The 24962-nt window shown below is 44.3% G+C and carries 12 protein-coding genes and 7 pseudogenes; 4 read left to right on the forward strand and 15 right to left on the reverse strand.

The annotated features are described in order from the left end of the window. Positions 1-1262 (forward strand): annotated as a pseudogene (gene gabT, locus TT12_RS01090) (4-aminobutyrate--2-oxoglutarate transaminase). Between the two features lie 310 nt (positions 1263-1572). Continuing rightward, positions 1573-3015 (forward strand): APC family permease, encoded by a 1443-nt coding sequence (locus tag TT12_RS01095; RefSeq protein WP_045445480.1) that lies wholly within the window; start codon positions 1573-1575, stop codon positions 3013-3015. 97 nt (positions 3016-3112) lie between these two features. Here TT12_RS01095 and TT12_RS01100 read toward each other — a convergent pair whose 3' ends face one another. From TT12_RS01100 to TT12_RS16010, 7 genes and pseudogenes are all read right to left on the reverse strand, one after another. Next, a complete protein-coding gene (locus TT12_RS01100) occupies positions 3113-4486 on the reverse strand; it encodes an NAD-dependent succinate-semialdehyde dehydrogenase (protein WP_045451412.1) in 1374 nt (457 codons plus the stop codon). Between the two features lie 48 nt (positions 4487-4534). Next, positions 4535-5670: pseudogene (aguA, locus tag TT12_RS01105) on the reverse strand (agmatine deiminase). Positions 5671-5722: 52 nt separating this feature from the next. After that, positions 5723-6592, reverse strand: a complete 870-nt coding sequence (aguB, locus tag TT12_RS01110; RefSeq protein ID WP_045451413.1) for an N-carbamoylputrescine amidase — start codon at positions 6590-6592, stop codon at positions 5723-5725. Positions 6593-6686: 94 nt separating this feature from the next. After that, the gene (locus tag TT12_RS01115; protein ID WP_045451414.1) at positions 6687-8204 is read right to left on the reverse strand and encodes a Na+/H+ antiporter NhaC family protein; all 1518 of its coding nucleotides are present in this window, start codon (positions 8202-8204) and stop codon (positions 6687-6689) included. Positions 8205-8407: 203 nt separating this feature from the next. Continuing rightward, positions 8408-9793 (reverse strand): annotated as a pseudogene (locus TT12_RS01120) (NAD(P)/FAD-dependent oxidoreductase). Next, a complete protein-coding gene (locus TT12_RS16005; RefSeq protein WP_306304312.1) occupies positions 9786-10673 on the reverse strand; it encodes a glutamine synthetase family protein in 888 nt (295 codons plus the stop codon). Before TT12_RS16005 ends, TT12_RS01120 begins: the two are co-directional and overlap by 8 nt. Further along, the gene (locus TT12_RS16010; RefSeq protein ID WP_243443203.1) at positions 10652-11128 is read right to left on the reverse strand and encodes a type I glutamate--ammonia ligase; all 477 of its coding nucleotides are present in this window, start codon (positions 11126-11128) and stop codon (positions 10652-10654) included. The genes TT12_RS16005 and TT12_RS16010 overlap by 22 nt, the downstream gene beginning before the upstream one ends. 479 nt (positions 11129-11607) lie before the next feature. On the opposite strand from TT12_RS16010, the gene TT12_RS01130 reads away from it, so the two are divergent. Next, complete coding sequence (locus TT12_RS01130) at positions 11608-12348, forward strand: gamma-glutamyl-gamma-aminobutyrate hydrolase family protein (protein WP_045451415.1); 741 nt, start codon at positions 11608-11610, stop codon at positions 12346-12348. After that, on the forward strand, positions 12323-13081 hold the full coding sequence (locus TT12_RS01135; protein ID WP_201604961.1) for a cupin domain-containing protein: 759 nt from the start codon (positions 12323-12325) through the stop codon (positions 13079-13081). The genes TT12_RS01130 and TT12_RS01135 overlap by 26 nt, the downstream gene beginning before the upstream one ends. A 164-nt stretch (positions 13082-13245) precedes the next feature. On the opposite strand, the pseudogene TT12_RS01140 reads toward TT12_RS01135, so the two are convergent. From TT12_RS01140 to carA, 8 genes and pseudogenes are all read right to left on the reverse strand, one after another. Further along, positions 13246-14594 (reverse strand): annotated as a pseudogene (locus TT12_RS01140) (glycosyltransferase). 148 nt (positions 14595-14742) lie between these two features. After that, positions 14743-15614: pseudogene (locus tag TT12_RS01145) on the reverse strand (TIGR03915 family putative DNA repair protein). Positions 15615-15671: 57 nt separating this feature from the next. After that, positions 15672-16938: pseudogene (locus TT12_RS01150) on the reverse strand (putative DNA modification/repair radical SAM protein). A 106-nt stretch (positions 16939-17044) separates the two neighbouring features. Continuing rightward, complete coding sequence (locus tag TT12_RS01155) at positions 17045-17536, reverse strand: hypothetical protein (protein WP_207803944.1); 492 nt, start codon at positions 17534-17536, stop codon at positions 17045-17047. A 318-nt stretch (positions 17537-17854) separates the two neighbouring features. After that, positions 17855-18823, reverse strand: coding sequence for a hypothetical protein (locus TT12_RS01160; protein ID WP_227678857.1), 969 nt, complete (start codon positions 18821-18823; stop codon positions 17855-17857). A gap of 470 nt (positions 18824-19293) precedes the next feature. Next, positions 19294-19770, reverse strand: coding sequence for a transcription elongation factor GreA (gene greA / locus TT12_RS01165; RefSeq protein WP_045445504.1), 477 nt, complete (start codon positions 19768-19770; stop codon positions 19294-19296). Positions 19771-20165: 395 nt separating this feature from the next. Then, positions 20166-23414, reverse strand: a pseudogene (gene carB / locus TT12_RS01170) (carbamoyl-phosphate synthase large subunit). Between the two features lie 206 nt (positions 23415-23620). Further along, positions 23621-24853, reverse strand: a complete 1233-nt coding sequence (carA, locus tag TT12_RS01175) for a glutamine-hydrolyzing carbamoyl-phosphate synthase small subunit (protein WP_045451419.1) — start codon at positions 24851-24853, stop codon at positions 23621-23623. Between the last annotated feature and the right edge of the window lie 109 nt (positions 24854-24962).

Genomic DNA, 24962 nt, shown 5'->3' on the forward strand with positions numbered 1-24962 from the left:
ATGACGACTACCAATAAATCACTACTTGAGCGCCGTAAAGCTGTGTTACCAACAGGACTTGGCGTTGCCTATCCCATCTTTGCAGAAAAAGCAAAAAACTCAGAAGTTTGGGATGTTGAAGGCAATCGTTATATTGACTTCGTTGGTGGTATCTCAGTACTGAATACGGGACACAGCCATCCAAAAATCACCCAGCGCGTGCATGAGCAACTTGACAAGTTTACCCATACTGCGGCGCAAATGATCAACTACGAATGCTATGTCGATCTTGCTGAAAAACTTTGTGAAAAAGCCCCTATCAGCGGTGAGAAAAAAGCCTTCTTTTTAACGACTGGTGCAGAAGCCGTCGAAAACTGTATCAAGATTGCTCGTGCGAAAACTGGTCGCCCAGGTATCATCTCTTTCGTTGGTGGTTGGCACGGTCGTACTTTAATGTGCATGAGTTTGACAGGTAAAGTGCTGCCGTACAAAAAGAATTTTGGTCCAATGCCAGGCCCTGTATTCCATGCGCTATTCCCAGCTGAAGAGTTGAATGTCACAGAAGCACAAGCGCTGCATAGCCTTGAGATGATTTTTCAAGCGGATATTGATCCTAGCGAAGTGGCGGCGATGATTATCGAGCAGTACAAGGCGAGGGTGGTTTTCATCAAGTCACCCCATCATTTGCCAAATCTCTACGCGATATCTGTGACGAGCATGGCATTGTCTTAATTTTTGATGAAGTGCAGTGTGGTTTTGCCCGTACGGGTACGTTGTTTGCCACCGAGCAGTTGGGCGTTGAGCCTGACTTAATGACCAGTGCCAAGAGCTTGGCGGGTGGTTATCCTATCTCTGCCGTTATCGGTCGCGCTGATATCATGGATGCGCCGCAAGTCGGCGGTTTGGGCGGTACATACTCTGGTAATCCACTGGCTTGTGTGGCTGCACTCGCTGTCATGGAAGTCATCGAAGAGGAAAACCTACTTGAGCGCAGTATTGAGATTGGCGACAAAATCGAAGCTTTCTTAAAGGGCTTAAACTTAAGCAGTATCGGTCATATTCGCCATAAAGGCGCGATGCTCGCGTTTGAATTAATCGATAGTGATGGCAAGCCTGATGTGGAAGCGACGACTAACCTAAAAGCAAAATCATTTGAGAAAGGTTTATTATTAGCGTCTTGCGGTATGTATGGCAATGCCATTCGCGTGATGGTGCCATTGACGGTTGAAGATGAAGTGCTCCAAGAAGGTCTAGATATTATCAAAGGTATCCTAACTGCTTAATAAGTATTCAGTATTTATTTATAGTGAAATACATCACTTTTAATCAAGCCTCGATCTTGGTTAGAAGGCTATTTTTAATAGCACAGCAAGATTGCCCATATGGCACTCGCTTTGAGTACATTTTTTACAACGGCGCCTTGCAAGTCAAGACGCCGTTGCTGTTTGTACTATTTGAATATGAAACAAGTAGTGCCGAACAGCTTCGATCAAAAGGTATATATGATAATTATGATGGGTACTATCCCACTAAACAAAAGATAGTGTGACCGTCAAGGGTTAACACGGATGATACACAGACAAGGAGCAGGTTATGTCTGAATTAAAGAAATCGTTAGGGACGCTAGATATTATCGCCTTAGCATTCGGTGCTATGGTTGGTTGGGGCTGGGTAGTCTTGGCTGGTGGTTGGATTTTATCTGCGGGGACGTGGGGCGCAATGCTGGCGTTCTTGATAGGCGGTTTGGCAGTGATACTGATTGGTGTGACGTATGCCGAGCTTGCCGCATCGATGCCGATTACGGGCGGTGAGCATACCTATACGCATAGAGCACTGGGGGTAAATGTCTCCTTTATCTGCTCATGGAGTATTCTATTTGGGTATTTTTCGGTGGTCGCGTTTGAGGCGGTTGCCTTGCCGACAGTCGTAGAGTATTTCATCCCCAATTATAATCAAGGATATCTCTGGACCATCGCTGGTTGGGATGTTTACGCCACTTGGGTGGGCGTTGGGATGCTGGGCTCAGTCATCGTCACTTGGCTAAATATCCGCGGTATGGAAGTCAGTGCGTGGTTCCAAAAGACGGCCGTATTGGGCATCTTATTTGTGGGTACGTTGCTGTTCATTGGCGCAGTCATGTTCAATCCTGAAGGCTCGAACTCAGTACAAGCGCCTGCATTTATCGGTGGTATTGGCGGTATGATGGCCGTTATTGTCATGGTGCCGTTTATGTTTGTCGGCTTTGACGTTATTCCGCAAGCGGCAGAAGAAATTGATCTGACTCGTCCTAATATTGGTAAGTTTTTGATTTTATCGATTGTCGTTGCGGTAATGTGGTACGTGGGTATCGCTTGGAGTGTTGGCACGACCTTGCCACTCTTACAAGCCGAAAACTCAACGCTCGCCACTGCGGATGCGATGACCAATGCTTGGCATGGCAAGTGGGCAGGTATTTTATTAGTCATTGGCGGTGTACTGGGTATTTTATCAAGTTGGAATGCCTTCTTGATTGGTGGTAGCCGCCTACTTTATGCCATGTCAAAAGCACGTATGTTGCCCGCATTTTTAAGCAAGCTACATCCAAAGTATAAGACGCCGTCGAATGCCATTTTATTAATCGGTGGCTTGGCGACACTAGCACCCTTGTTTGGTCGTAAAATGCTAGTGTGGATCGTCGATGCTGGTGGCTTTGGTATCGTTATTGCTTATACCTGTGTCGCTATCTCATTCTTAGTACTTCGCTACCGCGAGCCTGATATGGTACGCCCATTTAGAATACCAGCAGGTAAGCTCGTTGGTATGGTCACGATTGCGCTAAGTTTTGGCATACTCATGCTGTATATGCCAGGTATGCCATCCGCACTAACCCCTATCGAGTGGTGGATTTTCTTTGGTTGGACGGTCTTAGGCATTGCGTTATATGGCTATGCAAGGGTGAAGTATCCAGGTATTAGCGAGTCAATTATGGCAGAAGAACTACGTGAATTAAAAATCGTCAATCAGTTGTGGTTAAAAGACAACCCGCCTAAGCAATAGTTTTTCCGATGGGTTATTTTTTAATAACATCAACTTTCAATAAAAAGCCTAACAGTCCATGTTAGGCTTTTTATTGTTCTAAAAATGACTCTGTCGATTACGACTTATCACGAATCAACTTATAGTTTAAAAACTCAGTAATACCAAGAGTGCCAAGCTCGCGACCAAATCCTGAGCGTTTGACGCCGCCAAACGGGGTATTGGCTTCGCTACCAGAAGGCGCATTGATAGTGACCATACCGACTTCTAATTTGTCAGCAATCTCAGCGGCTAGCGCAGCATCTTGCGTTTGGATAGAAGCGCCAAGTCCGAAAGGCACATCATTAGCTATCTTGATGGCATGATCGATATCACAAGCTTTGTAGACGACCGCCACAGGACCAAATAACTCCTCTCGATAAACATTCATGGACTCAGTTACATCTGTCAATACCGCAGGCTTAAACCACGCACCCGGCTTGTCTTTGACCATGCCACCTTCGACCAATACGGTCGCGCCTGCTTGAATGGCGCTATCGAGCTGTTCTTGCAAGTTAACTGCGGCTGCCTTTGAAGACATTGGACCAATGAAAGTACCTTCATCAAGTGGATCAGCGAGTGCCATATTGCTTACGGCATTAGTAAACCCTTCAACGAATTTATCATAAACAGATTCGACGACGATAAGGCGTTTGGCAGCATTACATGCTTGTCCTGTATTGCCAAAACGACCAGAAATAGCCCCTTTTATAGCTTGTTCGATATCAGCATCAGCTGCAACGATAAAGGCATCTGAACCGCCAAGCTCTAGCACGACTTTTTTCAGCGCGCCGCCTGCTATTTTAGCAACTGCTTGCCCAGCTCGCTCAGAGCCTGTTAGCGAAACGCCTTGTACGCGGTTGTCTTCGATGATAGTCGCTGCTTGCTCATTGGTGGCAAACACATTGTTATAAACACCCTCTGGTAAGCCAGCATCTTTTAGGATATCAGCGATGGCTTCTGCAGTCTTAGGACATTGCGGTGCATGCTTTAGAATAACGGTATTGCCCGCCATAAAGTTTGGCGCGACAAAACGTGCCACTTGATAGTGCGGGTAGTTCCACGGCATGATACCTAATAGAGCGCCCACAGGACGTTTTTCTACCGAAGCTGACCCTGAATCAACATCAATGGTACTAGGTGCTAGTAGCTGCTCAGCGTTGTCTGCATAGTAGCGATAGATATCGGCAACTAGACCGATTTCACCTTTTGCTTGTGCAACGGGCTTGCCCATCTCATTGGCAACGATGCGAGCCAGCTCATCTTGACGTTCAAGATAGATATCGGCAATTTTATGAAGTATGGCACTGCGCTCATCCAATGAAACCTGACGCCAATCTTGATAAGCGGTATCGGCTTGTGCAATAGCGTTCTGGATGTCCTGCTCAGTTGCCGTAGGGTAGGTGGCTTCTACTTCGCCAGTGGCTGGGTTATTAACTTGATAATCGCTCATAGCTATGTCCTTTTTTAAAATATTATTGGGTTCAAAATCCATTTGGGTCTATATTTTTATGCGCGTGCTTTTAATTGATGATTTTGGCTGCTGCTGAGTAATACAGTGAATATTACCACCGCCAAAGACAATCTCCTTTGTGCGTACTCCCACTACCTGATGCTGAGGAAATACTTTTTCAAGCTGCTCGATGGCTAATGAATCATTTTCATCATCATATTGCGGTACGATGATAGCCTCATTACAAATTAAAAAATTGGCATATGAAGCGATACAAACATCGCCAGTATGACGCGCCTTGGCATCATCAGACTGCTCAATATCATAGTTCTCAGGTAAAGTAACAGTTTGCTTGGTACAGCAAAGCTTATGGACTTTTAAACGTCTGCCTTTTGCATCAGTCATATTTGAGAGCTGCTCATAGGCCTTTTGCGTTGCCTCATAAAACGGATGCTTAGGGTCGTCAGTAAACAAGCAAACCACTTCACCAGGGCGCGCAAAGCAGGCGATATCATCAATATGACCAGTGGTTTCGTCAGGATCGATACCGTCATCAATCCACAGCACTTTTTGTACATTGAGATAGGCTTTTAACTTGTCTTCAATTTGATCTTCGGTTAAGTGCGGGTTACGCCCTGGGCTTAGTAGACACATGCGCGTGGTCAGAACGGTGCCTTCACCATCGACATGAAACGCGCCGCCTTCCATGACAAAGTCATCCGTTCGATAACGTTTGATATCTAGATGGTCACATAAGCGTTCAGCCAGCTTATCATCGTCATCCCACGGCGAGTATAGTCCGTCATAGTCGCCGCCCCATGCATTGAATGTCCAATCACAAGCGCGTAGCTCGCCTTTATCATTGATTAAAAATGTCGGGACAGTATCACGTGCCAAGCATCATTGCTGGGCATGGATATGACGTCGATATCAGCAGGTAGACTATTACGGCATGATTGATAATCATCAGGATTGACCAGTATGCCAACTTCACAAAATCTGTTAATTGCCAGTGCAACATCAGCATAAGATTTCTGAGCAGGAGCGGCTTGCTGTCGCCAGTTATCAGCACGGTAAGGCCACACCATCCATATTTTTTGTATCGGCTCAAATTCTGCTGGCATGTAAAAGCCGTCTTGTTGTGGTGTTGAGCCCGTGATTAATCGGTTCGGTAATAATGACATATAGAGCACCTTATTTGACGATAGCGCGAGTGAGCTTGCTTGTTAACAAACTTTATCCATGAGTCAGCAACGTGCCATACATCGATGGACGACGATCACGGAAAACGCCCCATTGCTGACGTTCGATAGCCAGTTGATCTAAGTCAAAAGTCGTACTAAGTATCTCTTCTTTATCTTTAGATGCTTCTTGGATGATCTCACCGCGACCATCCGTGATAAACGAGCCACCATAGAACTGCATGGTGCTATCGTTTCCGTTTTGAGTAATTGTTTCAGTGCCAATACGATTGGCTGCTACGACTGGCATGAGATTAGCGGCAGCATGACCCTGCATACAGCGTTGCCAATGACCTTTTGAGTCGATGTCCAATGCTGGCTCATCACCAATAGCAGTCGGATAAAACAGTATTTCTGCGCCCATCAATGCCATGCTACGAGCGCATTCAGGGAACCATTGATCCCAGCAAATACCGACACCGATTTTGGCATACTTGGTTTGCCAAACCTTGAATCCAGTATCGCCGGGGGTAAAGTAGAATTTTTCGGCATAAGGAATGCCATCTGGTATATGCGTTTTACGATAAGTGCCAAGTATCTCGCCATCGGCATCAATCACGGTCACGCTATTAAAAAAGGTATTGCCTGATTTTTCATAAAAGCTAATCGGCAATACTACCTCTAAGTCTTTAGCCAACTGTTTGAAGTGATTGATGGCCGCATTATCCTCAACTGTGGTCGCAAGGGTAAAGTAATCAAAGTCATGAACTTGGCAGAAGTAAGGCGTTTCAAACAACTCTTGTAGCAAAATGATATTGGCACCAGCGTTGGCGGCTTTGGTGACCAACTCAGTCGCAGTGGCAATATTTTGTTGTATATCCCAACCACATGCCATTTGAGTCGTAGCAACGGTAACATTTCGCATGATTAAATCCTTATCGTATTTATTAGTGAGTACCATATAAAAGGCTTGTTTTTATTGACTAACGAATAATCTCTCATTGCCCGTTAGTCAATGATTACAATAATAGCGTTAAGGTTGGCTTAAGCATCATATAACCCAATCCTAAGAAGGTGACGACGGATAAACCCGCACCGAGCATGGCATAGGGGAACTGGGTAAAGGCATGCTGCATAGGGGAGCAGCCAGCACCTTGCGCGGCAAGTAGCGATGAATCACTAAAGAAGCAAGCATGGCTACCAAATGATGATGCTGATAACAATGCGCCAATCATAAGGGGAGTGCTAACGCCTAGTGCAATAGAGATTGGAAAGACAATCGGCATGGCAAGGACATACAGCCCCCAGCTTGATGATGTGGCAAAAGTTAAGAAAGCCATGACGGCAAAAATTACGGCAGGGAAAATAATAATGGTCATGTAAGGCGTGATAGCCTCAATCACATATGAGGTCATACCAAGCTCATCGTTGATGGCTTTTAAGAAAAAACCGCCGATGACGGTTGAGAGCGGATAAAGCATGACTTTAAAGCCTTTAAAGATGGCTTCAACTTGCGTCTCAAAACTTAAAATGCCTTGCATCCAATAGACAACGACGGTCACAAAACAGGTCAATAATGCACCGCGTAAGAGATCGATTTCGAAGTAGACCGTCGAGACAATTAACAAAATCATTGGGAAAGCAAAGTTTGCGATATTGGCTTTGAACGACAGCTTACGTTTGGCTTGGACGTTTGAGATCAGTTGCTCTTCTACAAAGGCTTCCGGAACAGGATTACCCGCTTTGGCGCGTGCCTCGGCTTTTTTCATCGGACCCCAGTCACCCAAAATGCCATACGCGACCAAGAATACAATCAAAAGTGCAAACCAAGCATACGCCATATAAGGAATCGCGCTGATATAAAGCCCAATACCTTCACCATCGCCAGCCACGCCGTTTTCTTCTAAAAGACCGGCAAAATAGACCGCCCAAGTAGAAATAGGCACGATAATACACATCGGTGCGGCGGTTGAATCGACGATATAAGCAAGCTTCTCACGAGAAACGTTATAGACGTCAGTGAGTTTTTTGACGGAGGTTGATACGGCTAGACAGTTTAAATAATCATCAATGAAAACCACCACGCCCAAAGCAAAAGTGGCCAATAATGACTGACGGCGCGACTTAATGATTTTTTGTAGCCATTCACTAAAGCCATCTAGACACCCACTGATCTCAAGAAGCTGAATGAGACCGCCCATCAGACCGCAGACGAGAACAATCCAAATAATGGTCTCATTCCCTAGCACCATCGACATGTTGTCTGCAAAAGGGGAGACCAAATCAAAAGGATTGAGCATCACGAGGCCAGCGACACAGCCTGCGATCATGGATTCGAATGGTCGCCTAGAGACAATAGCAGTGACTAATACCAATAAGGTTGGTAGTAAAGATAAGGCGCCCCAAGATTGGTCTGGGGCACGGCTGGTAGATAGCCAAGCAAAAGCCAGATAGATGACGACGGCTACTATGACGGTGAGAAATACTCGCTTATTATGATACTGTCCTTCGACAGCATCATTGAGCTTCATGTTCATATTTACGCTCCCTGTAAAACCTCATTGTTTTTTTAAACAAGCTCTATTCTATGGTTGACGCGCGACAGACAGTAGGACAGTAGCGAATCAACTGTCTATCGCGCCCTATCACAACAATCCGTTGCTATGAGAGGTCACTGTAACGACCGCTTTTAAAATAAAAACACCTTATTCAATGTTTATTATTCAAGGCTTTCATGTGTTTACATGCCAGTGGTATCTTTTAGCGCGTACCACCATGAGCCCATGACAGAGTAAGGGACTCGCAGCGCTCGACCACCTGGGAACGGAATCCAAGGAATTTGTGCAAAAGCATCGAACTCTTTGGTTTTACCATTGATGGCATCGGCTAATATTTGTCCAAATAGATGCGAGCCTGTCACGCCATGACCACTATAGCCATGGGCGAAGTATACTCGCTCATGTAGTTTGCCCATTTGTGGTACGCGGGAAAAAGACAACGCAAAGTTACCACTCCACGCATAGTCGATTTTGACGTCACGTAGCTCTGGGAATATCCTATTCATATTTGGTCGGATTTTAGCTGTGATATCAGCGGGGTCTTGACCACCGTAGACCGTACCGCCACCAAATAACATGCGCTTATCTGCTGACAGGCGATAGTAATCCAAAATGTAGCGGACATCTTCGACACAAACATCGGTTGGCAGTAACTGGTCTGCTAAATCACCCAGCGGCTCGGTGGCGATAATTTGCGTCGATACGGGCATGACACGGTCAGTCAGTTTAGGGATGACTTTATTGAGATAGGCATTGCCGCACAGCACCGCCTGCTTACAAGTGACGGTGCCAAACTCGGTGATGACTTTGATAGCATCGTCAGCATACTCAATATCAACCACTAAGGTGTTTTCATAAATGGTGCCGCCGCCTTGCTGAATGGCAGATGCTTCACCCAATGCAAGATTTAGTGGATGAAAGTGTCCACCGGAGTGATCGATGACTCCGCCCACATAGGCATCTGATTTTATATGCTCTTGGATACCGCGCTTATCGAGCATTTCTCGATCATGCATACCATGGCTCTCCCACAGTGCATGCGTTTCTTGCAAGTCTTTTAGCTGCCCATTATTTAATGCCGCAAAGATATTTTTTTCTTTAAGATCACAGCTGATATCGTAGTCTCTAACAAAGCGCCGAATGATTTTGCCACCACGGGTCACAAGCTGACCAACGAAGTTTGCATTTTCTTGACCATAAGACTTTTTTGATTTTTTGTAGGCTGGCATTTAGACCATTGACGATTTGACCACCATTACGCCTGATGCGCCCCAACCAATTTGCGCGCCTTCCAGTACCACGACTTCATGATCCGTTTCAATGAGATGCAGGGCAGTGGATAAACCGCTATAGCCGCCACCAACCACACATATTTCCACTTGGATATCATTTTTTAGCGTTGGTCTATCCGGCTTAGGATTACGGCTGGCTGCATAATAGCTATCAGGATATTGCCCTTTGTCTGAATAATGCGGGATATTGCGCGTATTATTCGAGGATAGGTTTTGGTTGGTTGGTGTGTTGCCGTTTAAATTGCTACTTGAGTTGCTATTTGACATATCAAACATCCTGTAAATAGGTGAGGTATTCAAGGTTGGTTACTTGCTGAGCAAAGCGTTTGGCTTCTTGCTTTTTGACCGCGATCAACAGCTCAATCATCTCGCTTGGGAACAGCGAATCAATCACATCACTGCTTTCAAATTTGCGAATGGCGGACAGCCAGTCAAGTGGCAAGGTCTTAAGCTCTGCTTCGTCGTAAGTAATGCTATTAATGGGTTCTGGCGCTTCCAGCTTGTTTTCGATGCCATACAGCATACCTGCCAGTACCGCACTACAGACCAGATAAGGATTGGCATCTGCCCCAGAGACACGGTGCTCGATACGGCGTGCTTTTGAGTCACCACCAGGGATACGTACTGCCGCCGTGCGGTTTTCATAACCCCATGACACATTGTTTGGTGCTAGCGTACCGGGTGTAAAGCGGCGATAAGAATTCACATGTGGGGCAAATAACAACGTGCAATCTGACATGGTCTTTAACAATCCGGCGACTGCATGGCGCAAGATATCTGAGCCTTCATCTGACCCATCATCAAAGACATTATTGCCGTCTTTATCTAATAAGCTGCAATGCACATGAAAACCATTCCCCGACTGTAGACCAAAAGGTTTTGCCATGAATGTCGCAGTGAGTTTACGGCGAGCAGCGACGGCCTTGACGACCTGTTTGAACAAAATAGCATCGTCAGCGGCTTTTAGTGGATCGTCTACGTGTAATAAATTAATCTCAAACTGACCACAGCCATTCTCTGCCAACGCGGCATCTGCTGGGATATCGAGCTTTTTGCACTGTGCATAAACTTCGTCTAAAAATTCATCGAATTGTAATAGATCATTGATGCTTAAAATTGAGGTTTTATTCAGTCTTAGCCCGCTTTTGGGACGGATAGGCGGTTTTGGCGTTTCGCTTCAGTATAGTCAACCAAATAAAATTCCAGCTCAGTGGCCATCACTGGAGTCAAACCAAGCGCTTTGAATTTTTTGCTAATGTAATCCAAAACGTGTCTGGCATCACCGTAATAAGGTTCGTTATTTTCTGTATAAAGCCAAACGGGCAATAGCGATGAAGGCGCACTGGTATTGAGAAGTGGATAGGCGGCACGACCAGTAGGACGGGCAATGGCATCTATATCGCCATTACATTGAGAAGACTCGATGACATCAGCACCCCAAATATCAACGCCTAAGATAGATAAAGGCAATCGTATCGCACCGTTTTCTGCTTTTTCCATTTGATTGAAAGGGATGCGCTTACCACGAAGTAAGCCATTAATATCACCTGCCGCAACATAAACGTATTCTGTGTTGTTTGCAGATTCGACCATTCCATTGGTTGTCGTCATGTCTATTCTTCCTATGAATTTTTAGAATTACTGGGATTATTGTCAATACGGATACTGCTGGCGCATCGTCTTTTAGTGATATTTATAACCAATGCTTGGTAAAACAGCGATTGATTACCTCTTATTTAAGCAGTTTCTATGTGTCTCTTTAGGTTTCTCTTTATATTTCTCAAAACCGATTTTATTAATAATATGAATTCTTTAGATTTCGCTGTTCTTAGCCCTTAACATCGAGATATAAACGTCAACCCTTGTCTAATGTCTCGCTGATGACTTCCAATATAGGTGTGAAAAATATAGTTGTCAATTTTTATTTAAAATTATCTTAAATTAATGCATTTTTCCAATTTTATTATTAATATCGGTAATATTGAAATTTATAGTTTACATTTTATGAGGTGCTGTGTTAAATTTCAGCTAAATAAAGGATTGAGCAATATAGACGATGAGGTCTATTTGTTATAACTAGGGAAGACGGTATGAAAAATTCTAGACCTATTATTGCTATTGTTTCTTGTCATAAGATGGTTGATGGGCAGCCAGCACAAGCGGTGTATCAAAAATATATCGATGCCGTGAATTTTTATGGTGGCAATCCCATACTGCTGCCAAACACTGCTGCCGATAGCGAAAACTTTGAGGCGCTACTGGATATCGCAGATGGGATTTTGTTAACGGGCAGTTATAGTAACGTGGCACCAACGCGTTATGGCGCGACGCATATCGAAGCGAAACAAGACTTGGGTCGTGATGAGCTGAGCTTTAAGTTATTGGATTATGCAGACAAGACTGGCACTCCATTACTGGCGGTTTGCCGAGGATTGCAAGAGATGAATGTGCATTTTGGTGGCACGCTACATCCTGATTGGAGGGAAGTAGAGGGGTTTTATGAGCCACATTTAGAGGACAATACTCAGCCACTTGAAGTGCAGTATCAGCCAGTTCATGACGTGATTATTCAACCAAATGGCAGGCTTGCCGCCTTTGGTGAAAAATGGCACGTTAACTCGCTACATAAACAAGCAATCAATGAAGTAGGCGCGCGTTTATCAGTTGAGGCTCTAGCGCCTGATGGTTTGGTCGAAGCCATCAGCTTGTTGCAACATCCATTTATGATTGGTGTACAATGGCATCCTGAGTTAAATTATGCACAAGACGACTTGTCCAAATTTCTATTCACGGAATTCATTCACTATGCCAGCAAACCCCAAACTGAATAGCACTACTGAAGGCAATGTAGACAATGCCAGCACTGACATTGATATTAATAACGGCATTGACGCTGATGTTGCCAGCGATAAAGCGGCTGATATCGATACAGATGACGACATCAGTGGTGATGATGAAGATGAGCTGACAGACTCTGAGAAAGCGATGTCAGCCGAAAATGACGAGTCGCCAGAAGAGGATATCGGTAAAAAGATCAATCAGCTGCGCCTCGCAAAAGGCTACTCGCAACGTAAGCTTGCGAAATTGTCGGGATTAACCAATACTTCTATCAGCTCCATTGAGCGCAATAAAGTCAGTCCAGCAGTGAATACGCTAAAGGCAATTTTGGCGGTATTGGGTTCTGATTTGACCACGTTTTTTAGTGATGAATGGAAGGAACCAAAGGCGAGAGTCGTGGTAACGCCGAAGGATTTGTTGGAGCTGAGCGAACCGAGTAGTAGAGTGTCACTAAGACAGGTATACAACTGTAGCACTACCAAGAATTTGGGTTTTTTGATTGAGGTGTATCAACCGAACAGCTCAACGGAAGAAAAAATTGCCCACGAAGGTGAAGAGATTGGCACCGTTATTGAAGGCAAGATTCTTATCCGTATCGATGAGACGACGTATTTATTAAACCAAGGGGATAGCTACGTGATTGATACCATTCGCCCGCATACTTTTATCAATCCTACTGATGGCGTGACTCGCATTGTTAGTGCGCACACCCCGACGACCTACTAAATTAACGTTTTAATAACCACTTAAGTTGATGTTTAAATAATCATAGTGATTTCCCGCGCTGCTTCTACAAATAGAAGCCGCGTTTTTTTGGCACGAAAGGAGTCATTGTGAAAGCACGCCCCAGCAAGCTGTTAGATATTAGCCTACGTAATAAAGTGGTAGGCTTACAGGTCTTTATGATCTTGAAGCGTTTCTGAGTCAGTAAGCGGATTTGAGGGACTTATCGCTTTAGGTTTTTCTTTGATAAGCTTTACTTTAGTTTGTTTATCGGCTGGTACAAGCGCGACATAAGCAGACTCAGGCTTCTTACTAGTGGGTTTAGAGGATTTTTTTAGCGTCTTCTTAATTCTTTTAACAGCAGCGGCATCGCTCGCAGCTTGTTCCTCTGCGAGCGAGTCGTCGTATAAACCTTGATAGACAGCGAGGGTTTCTTCAATCATCTCACGCATGGTGAATTTATTGGTCATTTCAGGGCGTGTGATGCTTTCTAATTGATTTCTCACGGCTTTACATAGCGCATTGGCATTGTATTTTTTGACCAGCCCTTGAGGATATAGCGGTTGTAAAATCTCACTAAATGCGGCCTGATCCCACCCAATAACGGGCGTACCTAAATGAATCGCTTGTAAGGCATTGATGCCGATTGATTCAGGCTCATTCGCAAGCGCCATCACGATATTGGCGGCTGAGAGCCATTCACGCATGTCATTACGTTTGCTACCTACATAAGTAATTCGATCAGCCAACCCTAATGTATTAGTGCGTTGGCGGAAATCTTCATGCGCGACGTCACCATCTCTATAATCATCATCCATGATAATGACATGGATGTTAGGGAACTGCTCTTGCAAGTTGCCCAAAATATCAATCAGCCATTCCTGACCATATTCGTTGCCAATAATAGTTGGAAATACCAGCCACTTTTTATGCTCAAGCTCAGGATATTCAGCAAAAGTATGCCGTAACCAGTAAACAGACGGATTATGACGATAAGGATAGCGGCGCGTATCGATACCACGGTAGATGCGTTTGATGACTTTAGGGTCTGCATCTTCTCGCGCAGGCCTTTTTTTAGATAATTGGTCACACTATCGGAGACGGTAATGATGGTATCGACATCGAGTAGGGCTTGAGAGTACTTATTGATCGGATAAAAACCATACATGGTTGACACTAGCTTTGGTATCCGCTTGACACGGGCGCGGCGCAATGCCAAATGCAGTATCCATGCAGGTGTGCGTGAGTGCACATGGATCACGTCAGGATCGTACTCTTCAATTAAACGCCGCAGCGCCGTGACTTGTAGTAACGACAGCCAAGACTTTTTATTCATGTGTAGCTGATGATAATTATTGCCATCACGCTTTAGGCGTTTGACCAGATCATTATCTTCATCGGCGCTAGAGACGATGATAGATGTATGGCCATTTTTGACCAATGCGCGCCCAAGATGAAAAATACCGCGCTCGGATTCATCATGCTTTAAAGACGACAATAAGCGCATAACTTTCATAATGGCATTGGTGACCAGTTCATAATAACAAGTGGCTATTGTCAGTTAAAAGCCGCCAAAACTCAACCATCAAGATAAAAAGATAAGGTTATATGGTCGAGTTTCTAAGAGAGAGACGCATAAAGCTTGAATCGAAGGATAAAAGCCGTTAACGACGTTTCTGTAAATGCTCAGCATTTGGCAGTACTTGTTTTTCGCTTAAGTATTTCCAATAGCGCTGCGGCAAGTATTGCTTATGCAAACGTGGGTTTTTACGCTCTTTGATATTGACGTTGGTAAAGTAACCTTGCCAAAATTTTTGATAGCGCTGCTCATCCTCGCTATGAATACTGGCAGGATTGCGCAGCACGGTATCATCTAAATCAGTGATGGTTTGCAGGGCAGCGGGGCATTTAGGCGTACTTTGGCTTTTATCATAATAAATGCCATAGCACGGGATAAATCATAAATAGCCCAGTGTTGGTCTTGGTAGCGCTGACGAAAATGCTCGCCAATCAGAGGCAATACATTAAAATCAGGCTCCACTCGCGCAAAATAGATATCGTCAGTAGTATGCTCAAAACGTACAAAGGCTTCCATACGATGTTTCTCACGACCGACCGATTTGACAGTTTGCACCAGCTCTAAGACATTGAGATTACCCAAATCCTCCATAATATGGCGGCTAGGGTAGTCAATGGCATATTTGACCACTTGAAATAAAATCGTACCGATATTATGCTTTTCTGATAAAAATCCCCAAAGAATATTACGCATGCCTGAACGACCTAAGAGCTTATTCAGCTTTATCAGTACGCGTTCGGCATTGTCTTCATCGGTAGTAACGCTAGTCGCTTGTGCGATTAATGAAGGTACATAGCAGTCTTGAGCGATTAACTGTAGAGAATCATCGTTTTGCAATTTATTGCCATAGACATAAAATACCGCACTCAGCCAACCCTCAAAACTTGGCTCATAAAGCACAATGCTGGGTGTTAAGTGATCGACAGTATAGTCGTGGCTTTGCAGCAGTTTTGACATCTACACTCCTATTTATAATAGTAATTATTGAAACAATGCTAATTACAACAGTGCTATTTAAAACAAAGCCATTTGCCCATTACGCTGGTCTTTATACTTGGTCTGCGTCTGTGCCAATACATATTGCCGGAAGTTATCACGCGTTAAATGCGCTAAATGTTCGTTTTTTCCGGTAGTTGCGATAAAGTATTTGGCGCGATTGACCGCCGCGCCCATTTTTTGAGATGATAAAGCGTCAACTGATTAAACTTGCGCGCCTTTACTATCTTTTTAGCCGTCTTAGTACCAATGCCCGGGATACGCACAATCATCTCATAGCTTGCAGTTTGAATATTAACTGGGAAGTGCTCACGGTGTCGGATTGCCCAAGCAAGCTTTGGGTCGCAGTCTAAGTCTAAAAATGGCGAGTCAGGTTCAACGATTTCATGCGCGCCAAAACCATAAAAACGCATCAGCCAGTCCGCTTGATACAGACGGTTTTCACGTATCATTGGCACTGGCGTTCCAATGGCTGGCAGGCGACTGTCGGACAACATCGGCACATAGCCAGAGTAGTAGACACGCTTAAGATCGTACTGTTTATAAAAATGACTCGATAGCTGAATCACTTGCAAGTCAGTCTCGTTACTCGCGCCAACAATCATCTGACTGGTTTGACCTGCTGGCACAAATTTTGGTGCTTTCTTATGGGTTTTCCGGCTCTCTTTGATCGTAATAATTTCAGTTTTAACCGTTTCCATCGGTGCTTTTAATTCATCATGTGATTTTTCTGGGGCGAGCAGTGCTAGACTGATTTGGTCGGAATCTCGATATTAACGCTTAAGCGGTCAGCATATAATCCCGCTTCTAATAGCAGTTCTTTTGATGCACCCGGAATGGTCTTTAAATGGATATAGCCATTAAAGCGTTCACGTGTCCGCAATATCTTAGCGACCTCAACCAGTCGCTCCATCGTATAATCGCCACTTTTAAAGATACCTGAGCTCAGAAACAGCCCTTCGATATAGTTACGACGATAAAACTGCATGGTTAAATCAACGACTTCCTCGACGCTAAAAGCAGCGCGTGGGGTGTCATTGCTTTTGCGCGACGTACAATAAGCACAGTCGTAAATACAGTGATTGGTTAAGAGGATTTTTAACAAGCTGACGCAGCGACCATCTTCAGTGTAGCTGTGACAAATACCAGTTGCAGAAGCATCGCCCAGACCACCGCCTTGGTTTTTGCGCGTACCAGCGGAGGATGAGCAAGAAACATCATATTTAGCAGCATCCGCTAAAATATTGAGCTTGCCTTGTAGTCGTTCATAATTGATGGTGGCCATAAGATTACCAATTCATTTATTGGCTATTATTTTAGCAAATTGACTTGTAAGTCACTGTAATTATTGAAGAAATATTTATTTCATGCGACAACTATTGTCGTGCTATTTATGAAATTTTTTTAATTATGAGAGCAGGGATTAGGCAAGGTTTGAACCACTTCTTCTGAGAAGTATTCTTTGACAATGAGACCTCCTTTTTTATCAAACTCGACGTTGTACTTGGGGTAAGCTGCAAAAGCGTCAGGGTCATAGGTTGAAGGAAAATCGATTTCTTTATCTGAAAAAATCGGCTAGCCGTCCATAATTGTTTATCATTATTATATCCAACGCTACACCGACTGTTTAGGTCAAAGGTGAAATAACGGCCAAAGTATTGCTCCTTGCCGCCACGACCAAATAGTATATTAGTGCCGCACGGACTACCACAGCCGATATAGACATGATAAGTATCTTTATCGATTTTTTTGAGCGAAGTATGGTTCCAGCCGTAGCTACCCATGTCATCCATAAGCACAGTTTCTATTACTTCGCCATTATTTAACGTTTTGCTTTTAAGGATATAACCATCATCGCAATATTCATGACCGTCTTTACTCATATAGGCAGTACAAATTTTTGACATATAAAAGCTAGCGTCAAATTCTGGTTCGCAGCTTCAGCCCAAGATATAGAACTCAAAATACAGCCATAAGTGATAAAAGCCAATGAATAGAGAGGAGTAAATTTATACATGGAAATAATGACCGGATATTTGTTTTGAGTTAATAGCACTATAGCAAAAGGTTGGTTGTTAAGGAATAAGGTACACTCATCAAAAAGGTCTTGCTGACTAGGAAATTAGCCGGCAAGACCTTTTATTAATTTTAAGATTAATTAAATAACAATACTTTCAAATCTAAACTTTAAAATCTAATTTTCACTGAACTTTCGCACGTATAACAACCGTTTGCGGTGCATTAGCAGGAAGGTCAACCAAGTTCCATTTGAGTCCAGAGTAATTTTCCGTGATGACTACAGTATTGCCCACTTGTTGGATAGTCTGATAACTGTCGCCGCCTGTTGTCGCAAGCGTTGGTAGTGGGCTATTCAATGATACCAATTGCACGCCATTTGGCAGTGACACCATGGCATTGATGTCAGTGATGGGTTGTGCCGTGGTATTGGTATAAGTGGTGTGGTATTCGATGATGTCGCCAGGTGCGATATGGTTCGCAGGTACAGCCACTTCGCGACCATCTTTGTTTTTTAATATTTTCATCACTTTGGTTTGTGCATTCACCACGTCAGGCGTACTAAAGGTCGGGGTCAGTTGCAGAGCATCTAAAGACGTAGATACTATTTGCGTCGTTGCAGGTTGGTTCGTCACTACGGTTGTCGTTGGTGTATTGATGACTGGCAATTGGGTAGCCGTCGTCACAGGCAATACTTGTGTCACGCTAGTCGTCGGCACGGCTATGACATCAACTTTGCTTGTTTGATTGGTGACTTGGTTGGTCACGGGTACGCTCGTAACCGTGGTGCTGCGTTGGGTGACGACCGTATTGTTCGCACTATTACTGGCGACTTGGCGAACCGTATAGCGTGGAACGTTAGTTACTTGAGTCACAGCATAAGGCATGCCGTCTTGCATAGTGATGCCGTGTGGTGTCGCTGTAATGGTCGCGGTTTTACCGTCAGAATACTGCTCAATGACGGTAGTGCTACTACCAGCAGAAGAAGTGATGGCAATCTCAGGCGCAGCATGTGCGGTAGATACCGTCAATAAAGCGCCTGCTAAGATTGTTGGAACAGCAGTGCTTATCACGCTTTTTTTGACGAGGCTGTGCTGGGTAAACGCCTTCTTATTTATAGTCAGTAACGCTAGCATATCGATGTGTATGGTCATAATAGATTCCTTTAAAATAACAGTAAATAAAGCCGCTAATGTAGTAGCAGAAAGCAAAGCGTAAAAAATAACGCTTAGAAAAGAAAAACCCCCGTCAAATGAGCATGTAAACCATGTCAAATAACGAGGGTAAAGATACTAATGATAGCCAACGTTCGCTATCTCTCCATCATTATTTTAGTCAGTTGTTAAGCACTGATGTCTAATGCTTATCATGAAACACTTGTAATCAGCACAAGGCTCAGCATCTATACTCGAGCAATTATGCGCTAAAACAAACAGACTAAAAAAGCAGCGTTGTGTAACTTCTGCTCTATTCATAATGAGGTTATGTACTACTTTCTACGCTCATTGGCTAAGTAAATTTCCAGCTGATTCGCGCTAAAGTACTGCTGTCATCAAAAGCTTTTTATTTATCAAAGAATTGCTATCAAAGGCTTTCTATTCAGATATTTCTCAAATAAGAAAAATTAATCGTAAATCACTTTCATGATTTCGTATTCGACCACGCCTTTTGGCGTTTCAATACGCGCTTCATCGCCTTCAGACTTACCAATCAAACCACGTGCGATCGGTGAATTGACTGAGATTTTACCCGCTTTAAAGTCTGCTTCGTCATCACCAACGATTTTGTATTGTTTTTCTTCTCCGGTGTCCATGTTTTCGATAACGACGCTCACGCCGAATATCACACGACCATCTTTTGGCAATGTTGCAGGATCAATCACTTGCGCGCCGCCAAGTTTGGCTTCGATATCGCGGATACGCGCTTCACAAAAACCTTGCTGTTCGCGAGCAGCATGATATTCAGCATTTTCTTTCAAATCGCCATGTTCACGGGCTTCAGCGATAGAAGCAGTGATGCGTGGACGGTCGATACTTTTTAACTGTTTTAATTCGGCTTCTAGAGCCGCATGTCCTTGCGGAGTCATGGGATAACGTTGCATGTTTTTTCCTTAAACCAATAACACCACACCATCTCCTACTCTTAGTGAATAGTGAGATGGTGTCAGTGTTGTTGCAATGAGTATGTGAAGATATAAAAAGAATGAGGTTTAGACTGCGTAACAACTAAACACGCGCTTATCTGTGAGCATGGATACACTGACAAACAAGGCACTTTAACCTTACGTAATAAAAAGCATAGTCGCAGTTTAGCCACTATGCTTTTTAGGTCTATCTTTTTAAAACTTTATTTTTTTAAAGTACTGCTTTTTTAAGCCGTACGTTTTTTTAAAGCCCTATTGTTATATGAAAATCGATAACAAGTTTTGCATTCGCTGTTAAACAAGCGTTGCCGTTATGCTTAATCTACTGAAATTATGCTGCTAAGTCAATAGAGCTAAGCAATAGTCTTTGCTTGTTCGTGCAAATCTTGTAGCTTATAGACCTCAAACGGTAGGTCAATGGCATAAGATTTACAAACCGCGTCTGCCGCCCCTAAAGTCGTCACATAAAACACTTTACCTTGCAGGGCGCTACGGCGGATAGAGAATGAATCCTCTTGTGCTTGTTTGCCTTCAGTGGTATTGATAATAAGGTCGATTTTACCATTTTTCAAGGCATCGACGATGTGCGGGCGACCTTCGGTAACTTTATTGATTTGCTTGCACTCAATACCGGCATCGCTCAATATTTTTTGCGTACCAGTGGTTGATACAATGTTAAAACCAAAGTCAACAAGCTGGCGAGCGATAGGGGCGATTTGTGCTTTGTCACTATCACGTACTGAGATAAAGACAGTTTTGGTTTCGCCTTCGGTCGGTAGACTGGCAGACGCTCATTACTACCGATAATGGCTTTATAAAATGCTTCGCCAAAGGTTTTACCAACGCCCATCACTTCGCCCGTTGATTTCATCTCAGCTCAAGATTGGGTCAACGCCAGGGAACTTCGCAAACGGGAATACCGCTTCTTTGACCGCGAAAAATGCTGGAACGATTTCAGTGGTAAAGCCTTGGTCTTTCAATGAGGTGCCAGCCATACAGCGCGCCGCGATTTGCGCTAAAGAAGTACCGATACATTTAGAGACAAACGGCACGGTACGGGCAGCACGAGGTTCACTTCTAAGATATAAATCGTTTCACCTTTTACGGCAAACTGTACGTTCATTAAGCCGACAACACCAAGCTCTTTTGCCATGGCGACCGTTTGCGCGCGCATCACATCGCACAGCTCATCAGACAATGAGTAAGGTGGCAATGAACAGGCTGAGTCACCAGAGTGCACGCCAGCTTGTTCGATATGCTGCATGATACCGCCAATCACGACGTCTGTACCGTCGCTAACACAATCGACATCGACTTCGATTGCATCGTCTAAGAAGCGATCTAGTAGGACGGGCGCTTCGTTCGATGCTTGAACCGCCGTACGCAAGTAGTGTCTTAGCTCATCTTCGTTATAGACGATTTCCATCGCGCGGCCACCAAGGACATATGATGGGCGTACGACTAGTGGATAACCAACGTCTTTTGCTTTAACCAAGCCATCTTCTAAGCTGGTCGCTAAGGCATTGGTTGGTTGGACAAGGTTCAATTGCTGAATCATATGCTGGAAGCGTTCGCGGTCTTCAGCACGGTCAATCGCATCAGGCTAGTACCAATGATTTTTACACCAGCGGCTTCAAGAGAGCGAGCCAGTTTCAATGGCGTTTGACCACCAAACTGTACAATCACACCATCAGGTTTTCGATACGGACGATTTCTAGTACGTCCTCTAACGTGATTGGCTCAAAGTATAGACGATCAGAGGTGTCATAATCGGTTGAAACCGTTTCAGGGTTACAGTTGACCATGATGGTCTCGTAGCCGTCTTCGCGCATCGCAAGGGCGGCGTGTACACAGCAATAGTCAAACTCGATACCTTGACCGATACGGTTAGGACCGCCACCGATAACCATGATTTTCTTGTTATTCGTTGGGTTGGCTTCACATTCGCTATCGTAGGTTGAGTACATATAGGCGGTACTGGTGGCAAATTCTGCGGCACAGGTATCGACGCGCTTATAGACTGGATAGACGTTTAAGTCCCAACGTTTTTTACGTAGTTGCTTTTGTGAGACACCAAGGAGTTTTGCTAAACGCAAATCTGATAAACCTTTACGTTTAAAGCTGCGTAAGTTCTTCTCAGTTAAACCACCAAAACCCAATGCTTTCACCGTTGCTTCAGTTTTCACGATATCTTCGATTTGTACCAAGAACCATGGGTCGATTTTGGTTAGGTTAAATACTTCATCGACGCTCATACCGATACGGAAAGCATCCGCAATATAATAAATACGTTCAGGCGTTGGAATGGTTAAGCGATTGGTGATTTCGCTACGTGCCTTTTCAATGCTAACTTTCGATAAGTCAATTTGCTCATCAAAACCATCATTGCCAGTTTCCATACCACGTAATGCTTTTTGCATCGACTCTTGGAAGTTACGACCAATCGCCATGACTTCGCCAACCGATTTCATTTGGGTTGATAACACACTATCGGCTTGCGGGAATTTTTCAAAGTTAAAACGTGGAATTTTCGTCACAACATAATCAAGCGCCGGCTCAAAGCTGGCTGGCGTTTTGCCACCTGTAATGTCATTTTGCAATTCATCTAGCGTGTAACCAATTGCCAGTTTTGCCGCGATTTTAGCAATCGGGAAACCAGTGGCTTTTGACGCCAATGCTGATGAGCGTGACACACGTGGATTCATCTCGATGACGACCATACGACCAGTATCAGGGTTAATACCGAACTGCACGTTTGAGCCGCCTGTTTCAACGCCGATTTCACGCAGTACTGCCAATGAGGCATTACGCATGATTTGGTATTCTTTGTCGGTCAAAGTCTGTGCTGGTGCGACTGTGATTGAATCGCCAGTGTGCACACCCATTGGGTCAAAGTTCTCAATCGCACAGATGATGATACAGTTGTCGTTTTTGTCACGAACCACTTCCATCTCATATTCTTTCCAACCGATTAAAGATTCATCGATAAGCAATTGATGGTTTGGTGATAAATCAAAACCGCGCTCGCAAATCTCGATAAATTCATCGCGATTGTATGCGATACCGCCGCCTGAGCCGCCCATGGTGAACGAGGGACGAATGATACACGGATAGCCCATTTTTTCTTGGGTCGCAAATGCTTCTTCCATGGTCTCAGCGGTTTCAGCGCGCGGGCATTCAAGGCCGATACGCTTCATGGCTTTATCAAATAAGTTGCGATCTTCTGCCATCTCGATTGAGTCTTTGGTCGCGCCAATCAATTCGCAGTTATACTTGGTCAAGACGCCATGCTTGTCTAATTCTAATGCACAGTTTAGCGCCGTCTGACCACCCATGGTTGGCAAGATTGCGTCAGGGCGTTCTTTGGCAATGATTTGTTCAACCGTCTGCCATGTGATCGGCTCAATATAAGTCGCGTCCGCCATGGTAGGGTCAGTCATGATAGTTGCAGGGTTTGAGTTGACCAAGATGACGCGGTAGCCTTCTTCTTTTAGCGCTTTACAGGCCTGTGCACCCGAATAATCAAACTCACATGCTTGACCGATGACGATAGGACCTGCGCCTATGATAAGAATGCTTTTTATGTCGATACGTTTTGGCATAGTTAGGGCTACCTTCGTTAGTATGATATTTTAATTGATTTATATTCGGCTAAAATCGTATTTGAACAGTGCTATATTTTAATAAAGCAACACTTTAATAAAACGATATTTTGCGTGGCTCAGCTTAAACCATCATGCGTGATCTAAGCTGTATAACGAATACTTACTGTGTGCTAATGACTGATACTTAAAAGCTGATTAACTGCTTAAGCTTTAGCCTTTGCCATCATATCTGCAAACTTATCAAACAGTGGCGCGCAGTCATGCGGACCTGGGCTGGCTTCTGGATGACCTTGGAAGCTAAAGACTGGCTTGTTGGTCAGCTCGATACCTTGGTTGGTGCCGTCAAATAATGAGCGATGGGTAGATTTAACGTTATCAGGCAGCGTGTCTTCATCAACCGCAAAACCATGGTTCTGACTGGTAATCATAACTGTGCCAGCTGCTAAGTCTTGAACTGGATGGTTGGCGCCGTGATGACCGGTTTTCATTTTAATGGTGTTTGCGCCGCTAGCTAGACCAATCAGCTGATGACCTAAGCAGATACCAAAGGTTGGCACATCAGTTTTTTCAATGATATGACGCACGGCATCGATAGCATAGTCGCAGGCTGCAGGGTCGCCAGGACCGTTTGATAAAAAGATACCATCTGGGTTCATCGCCAGCACATCTGCGATAGGCGTTTGTGCAGGAACGACGGTTACATGACAGCCGCGGTCAACCAGCATACGCAGGATATTGGTTTTGCTACCGAAGTCGTAGGCGACGACATTGTATTTAGAATCGATGTGAGTGCCGAGTTGCTTAAAGAAGCCGCCAGTACCGCTATCATGGCTGCCAATGGCATCACGGTTAAGTAAGGTATCTGATAAATCCCACGTACCTGCTGTCCATTCGAACGTCTCTTTAGTACAGCATTCTTTTGCCAAGTCCATGCCTTCGATACCAGCAAACTCTTGTGCCAATTTGATGGCTTGTTGCTCGTCATCATGGCTAATTGTGTCGCCGTTGGATGCGGTCATAATACAGCCATTTTGTGCGCCTTTATCACGTAGTAGACGAGTCAATTGACGGGTATCAATCTCAGCGATTGCAACGGTATCGTTACGTGATAAATAGTCGCTTAATGATTCTGAGTTACGGAAGTTTGAGGTAACCATCGTTGCATCACGGATGATAAGACCGTCGGCCCATACTTGATGACCATTGCCAGACTCAGTGTCCTCGCTATTGGTACCAGTATTGCCGATGTGCGGATAGGTTAGGGTGACCAGCTGGCGCGCATAACTTGGGTCGGTTAGGATTTCTTGGTACCCTGTCATGGCTGTATTAAACACCACCTCACCGACACGATGACCGAGACTGCCGATACTCACACCGCGAAAAATCGTACCGTCTGCTAATGCCAAAATTGCTTGTATTTCTGCCGATGAATTCAAGGGTTGCCTCCGCTGTTATTAGTGAGTGCCATGATTTTCATGATGAAATTTTGGATTGAACGCGGCTTTTTGTATCGCAAAAATTGCTATTAATGGATACTAAAAAACA

Origin of the sequence: Psychrobacter sp. JCM 18903, assembly GCF_000586475.1 — a bacterium.
Classification (GTDB): Bacteria; Pseudomonadota; Gammaproteobacteria; order Pseudomonadales; family Moraxellaceae; genus Psychrobacter.

Bases quoted from the DNA above. Each gene is read 5' to 3' on its own strand.
- TT12_RS01095 (WP_045445480.1), top strand. From the start codon at position 1,573: ATGTCTGAATTAAAGAAATCGTTAGGGACGCTAGATATTATCGCCTTA.
- TT12_RS16010 (WP_243443203.1), bottom strand. From the start codon at position 11,128: ATGACGACAACCAATGGAATGGTCGAATCTGCAAACAACACAGAATAC.
- aguB (WP_045451413.1), bottom strand. From the start codon at position 6,592: ATGCGAAATGTTACCGTTGCTACGACTCAAATGGCATGTGGTTGGGAT.
- TT12_RS01160 (WP_227678857.1), bottom strand. From the start codon at position 18,823: ATGACCATACACATCGATATGCTAGCGTTACTGACTATAAATAAGAAG.
- TT12_RS01115 (WP_045451414.1), bottom strand. From the start codon at position 8,204: ATGAACATGAAGCTCAATGATGCTGTCGAAGGACAGTATCATAATAAG.
- TT12_RS01100 (WP_045451412.1), bottom strand. From the start codon at position 4,486: ATGAGCGATTATCAAGTTAATAACCCAGCCACTGGCGAAGTAGAAGCC.
- TT12_RS01155 (WP_207803944.1), bottom strand. From the start codon at position 17,536: ATGAGTAAAGACGGTCATGAATATTGCGATGATGGTTATATCCTTAAA.
- TT12_RS01135 (WP_201604961.1), top strand. From the start codon at position 12,323: ATGCCAGCAAACCCCAAACTGAATAGCACTACTGAAGGCAATGTAGAC.
- TT12_RS01130 (WP_045451415.1), top strand. From the start codon at position 11,608: ATGAAAAATTCTAGACCTATTATTGCTATTGTTTCTTGTCATAAGATG.
- greA (WP_045445504.1), bottom strand. From the start codon at position 19,770: ATGCAACGTTATCCCATGACTCCGCAAGGACATGCGGCTCTAGAAGCC.